The sequence below is a fragment of the Paenibacillus popilliae ATCC 14706 genome, from assembly GCF_000315235.1.
Taxonomy (GTDB): Bacteria; Bacillota; Bacilli; order Paenibacillales; family Paenibacillaceae; genus Paenibacillus_B; species Paenibacillus_B popilliae.
This window is the reverse complement of record NZ_BALG01000165.1, coordinates 1-3,816: the sequence shown is the minus strand read 5'-3', so window position 1 is coordinate 3,816 and position 3,816 is coordinate 1. Positions and strand designations below refer to the sequence as shown.

The following is a 3,816-nucleotide window of genomic DNA, read 5'->3' as shown; positions in this document are numbered from 1 at the left end:
GAGCGGCGGGCCGCCGCGGCCGGTCTGCCTGCACAACAGTTCGTCCAGCGCGAACGGATAGAGCGGGTCCCGCTCCGTCCAATCGTTCGTGCGATCCAGCAGCAGCACGTCGTTCAGCTTGCCGAGAGCAAGCTCATCGAGGGCCTCATCCTCCGGTGGCGGGCCGCCGCTCGCCGTCTCTGATCGGTGATACATGTCGCCGCCCCCTACCCTCCATGCTATATTTTCCACTCGCGAAGGTTCAGATGCCGAACTCCTTCCAAGACATACGGATCGTTCTCCGCCAGTTGCCGCGCTTCTTCCATTGAATCTGCCGCATAAATGACCATGCCGCCCGATCCGTCGCCGAAGGCGCCTTTGGCGAACACCTTGCCCTGCTCCTTCAGCTTGTCCAAATAATCCAAGTGCACCTGGCGGTACGTTTGGTTTTTGGAGGCATCCTTCATTTCCAATAAAGCCGCATAATAAGCCATTGTCGATAATCTCCTTTTCTCAGATCAGGTAATGAATACGGCAACGTAGGACGAATCGTCTCCCGCACCGGCAGACCGCAGCCTGCGGATGGCAAGTCATGCATTATGCCGCCTCGTCCGCTCGCCGAACAGCCAGCTTCCACGAGGCCTATGCCGTACCTTCATGTCTAGCGTACAATAGAAGGATACATATGAAAAGGGTAAACCGGTGAACCGGATCCGCCGCAAGCGCCGCCCGTGCGGATTGGAGCGGCGCTACGACATAAGTTCAAACGCTTCATAGTAACGTCCTGTTCAAGACAATGTTTACAGGCGAACAACCTGTTGTTTCAGATTTATTAGGTGGTCAAGGAAAACAGCGCCGACGACGACAAAGGCTTCACACTACACGACGACGCGATGGAGCTGGCTGCTCTCGGCACACAGGGGAAAAATTTTTTATACCCCTATTTACCTTTACGTTACGTAATAGTTTATCATGGTGTCAACAAGCTGGCAAAATTGGCGGGAATCAGCACGAGAACGCTACGGTATTACGATGAAATCGGATTGCTATCTCCAGTCCGGATGAGTTCAAAACGGATACGCATATATGGGAAAATAGAAGTTGACCGGCTGCAGCAAATACTTTTTTACCGTGAACTCGGCGTACCGCTTGATGAAATCAAAAAAATCACATCTACCAAGGATTTTGACGGCGTGACGGCACTCCAAAGCCATCTAACTGCGCTACTTGCTAAGCGAAAACAACTGGATTACCTAATTGCCAACGTGGAAAAACCATAATGGCAGCGAAAGGAGAAACGATCATGAGCGATAAAGAAAAATTTGAAGGGCTTATTCAAAAAAAGGTCGAGACGATCCGCGTTTCACGGCCTATTACGATAACATCGCGGTTGGCTGTGCGGCGTTCCTCCGGGATGCGGTATTGATATACTGCAAATCGTAAGTTACATTAGACAGCAATTAAAGATGGATCGTTTACACTTCGTTGGACAGAAAATAAGGTGCAATCTCCTCATTTTTCATAAGTGATTGTCCCTTTCTCAAATTATTGGGACTTTTTCAGTGGCTTCGACTCTCCCAAGGCTTTTTGCGGATGGGTTCGTGGTTGTCGGATTGGCGGGCGGTGGGCTTCTTAGCCTTGATTTCGTTTCAGTACGTATAAATCCCGGTCATGCTCGCCTAGCTTTCCGGCGATGTAGTCGAACTGCTTTTGAAGATCTTCGAAGCTACCTTTCGTTTCGCCTTCAAACTTCGCTTGTCTCATCTCCATAGCGTCAAGCTTGGCGTTCGTTACTTGTTGATTTTCAATGATTGCGATTAGCAGAGCTTTAATCTCTTCCAATTGCAGCATCCCCTCTCTACTTGAATATTTTACCCCTTTATTATACACTGATACGTTAAACGTATCGTTTAGTTTCTTCATCTTCTATTGGCACCAATTTGATGATATCCGATAGATCAACGTTAGCCACTTCGCACATTGCGGCAAGATGATCGAGGGGTAATCGGACAGTCTAGCGATTACACATCTCGTTCATAGATGAGATATCCAACCCCAGTCATTCGCGCAAGTTCGTGTTGTCCAATTCTGCGTTCGTCTAATAAGTCAGCCAATTTCAATTGGACCCTTTTCGTTGGTTCACTGTCGTTTCGGACATTTGATGTAAGCGTAAAAAAAACCGTATACTGTTACCCCATACGATAAAGCATGGGGTAACGCCAAACTCGAGCATTATTGGGGTACTTTAAAACTGTCTCTAGACGCAAATTGAGACTCATGCAGCTTGCGAAAATACTCACTCTTAGACTCAAAAAATCCCTGAGCTATTAGATTATCAATACGCTCCCACTCATCCGCTGACATCGTTATGGACAATACTCGTTTCAAACTGTTGTCAGATAGACGCTTACGTCCTGAACCCTCACGATATCCACCACTTGGCATGATATCCCTCCCTTTGATTTTGGTTATCTCATATCTGCCTATAATATACTATTTTTCTGGTTTTAGCAATCTATCACGCGCACAAATATTAGATGCTTAAGATCGTACTCAATGCACTTAAGGTTGGTCTTATGAATGCACCTCCCTGCAACATTTTTATCCATCCAAAAAGCCCTCACGAACAGTGAGAGCTTGAGATAAACCAAATGGCAGCCAAACTTAAAACAGTTAACTTTTTGAATCTCCCCATGGTCATAATGACCATTCTTCTTTACCAGTTACAGTACACGCTTACTTTTCCCACATACTTTCTACCATCCTCCCGTGCTTTCAAATAAACATCATATTTTCCTGATCCGTCACCCGTTAATGTTACACCGTTATTACTTGTAGCGCTTACTTCTCTCTCATCAAGCTCACTTGCCCAAATCAAACCATCATGTTTTCTTAAAATCTTAGACATAGTAAGACCCGTTGTTTTTTTTGTGTTTGGAACAGTAGAAATATAACACGAAGGTGTATCAGTAGTATTAAATTTCTGGTGCGTTACTACTCCATACTCAAAATCATAAGTACTGTGGTAATTATTTTGTGCGGCAAATGCAGAAGTTGCACTTAGAAAACTTAGTGCCGTAAATGCTGTCACTAGTAAAGTTTTTGGTCCATGTTTCATGATTTACTCCCTCCAAAATGTATTTTCATGCCTATTATACTCCTAAAAGACCTTAGTTTCAATATATTACCAAACATTTATCATACATCTGTAGAGTAGAGGAGCGCCTTTCTTCACTGGATTGTACGCTCCCCCCTCGCAGAACCGTGCTTGCACTATTTACGCACACGGCTCCTCATCAGAAGTTTCACACGGATCCCGTTCCATCAAAACACACTCGAATATATTCTTAGTTTTGGTAGTGGATTGGCTTTCATTAGCAATAAGAATTTCTCCCAAGTATAGCTGTTTCTTTGACTTCTTCGATTCAACCATTTAAATAGCAGCCTCATTATACCGTACCCGTATCTCGATAGCATTGGCCCATTGTCGGTGATACCGTAGAATCTGTAGTGTCCAACGAGTTTTACTTTGAGTTGAGCTAACAATGATTTGACCTGCAGGGTTCGGTTCGCCTTTATCCATAGCTTCATTCGATTTAGAGCGGCTTGAAATTTCTTTCTGCTCGTTTGTCGCTTCACTCTGAATTTTCCATTTCGACTTTTCCCGCAGTAGTTGTGTTTGGCAAGAAAAAAATGCTCAATATGGCAGCCCAAAAGTGCAGAAGCTACTTGCCAGCGATATGTGTTTTCAGATGGGGAAATCCATCTGTGTTCACCAACTTGTTTAGTTTCGCACGCTTGCGACCTTCCAGTTCTGCTGTCAGTATTTGTTCAACT

The 3,816-nt window shown here is 45.0% G+C and carries 4 protein-coding genes and 2 pseudogenes; 2 read left to right on the top strand and 4 right to left on the bottom strand.

The features are described 5' to 3' along the window. A pseudogene (locus PPOP_RS11520) lies at positions 1 to 195 on the bottom strand (lipoate--protein ligase family protein); the annotation flags it as partial. Positions 196 to 218: 23 nt separating this feature from the next. Beyond that, complete coding sequence (locus tag PPOP_RS11515; RefSeq protein ID WP_006286533.1) at positions 219 to 473, bottom strand: YciI family protein; 255 nt, start codon at positions 471 to 473, stop codon at positions 219 to 221. A gap of 468 nt (positions 474 to 941) precedes the next feature. Here PPOP_RS11515 and PPOP_RS11510 point away from each other — a divergent pair. Beyond that, positions 942 to 1,330, top strand: a pseudogene (locus PPOP_RS11510) (MerR family transcriptional regulator); the annotation flags it as partial. Positions 1,331 to 1,362: 32 nt separating this feature from the next. Continuing rightward, complete coding sequence (locus PPOP_RS25960) at positions 1,363 to 1,422, top strand: hypothetical protein (RefSeq protein WP_422730642.1); 60 nt, start codon at positions 1,363 to 1,365, stop codon at positions 1,420 to 1,422. A 189-nt stretch (positions 1,423 to 1,611) separates the two neighbouring features. On the opposite strand, the gene PPOP_RS11505 is transcribed toward PPOP_RS25960, so the two are convergent. Both PPOP_RS11505 and PPOP_RS11495 read right to left on the bottom strand, forming a co-directional pair. After that, positions 1,612 to 1,821, bottom strand: a complete 210-nt coding sequence (locus PPOP_RS11505) for a hypothetical protein (RefSeq protein WP_148277924.1) — start codon at positions 1,819 to 1,821, stop codon at positions 1,612 to 1,614. Positions 1,822 to 2,695: 874 nt separating this feature from the next. After that, entirely contained in the window at positions 2,696 to 3,097 is a 402-nt protein-coding gene (locus PPOP_RS11495) for a hypothetical protein (RefSeq protein WP_006286530.1), read from the bottom strand. Between the last annotated feature and the right edge of the window lie 719 nt (positions 3,098 to 3,816).

Coding starts and splice junctions, on each gene's coding strand:
- PPOP_RS11515 (WP_006286533.1), bottom strand. CDS start 473: ATGGCTTATTATGCGGCTTTATTGGAAATGAAGGATGCCTCCAAAAAC.
- PPOP_RS11495 (WP_006286530.1), bottom strand. CDS start 3,097: ATGAAACATGGACCAAAAACTTTACTAGTGACAGCATTTACGGCACTA.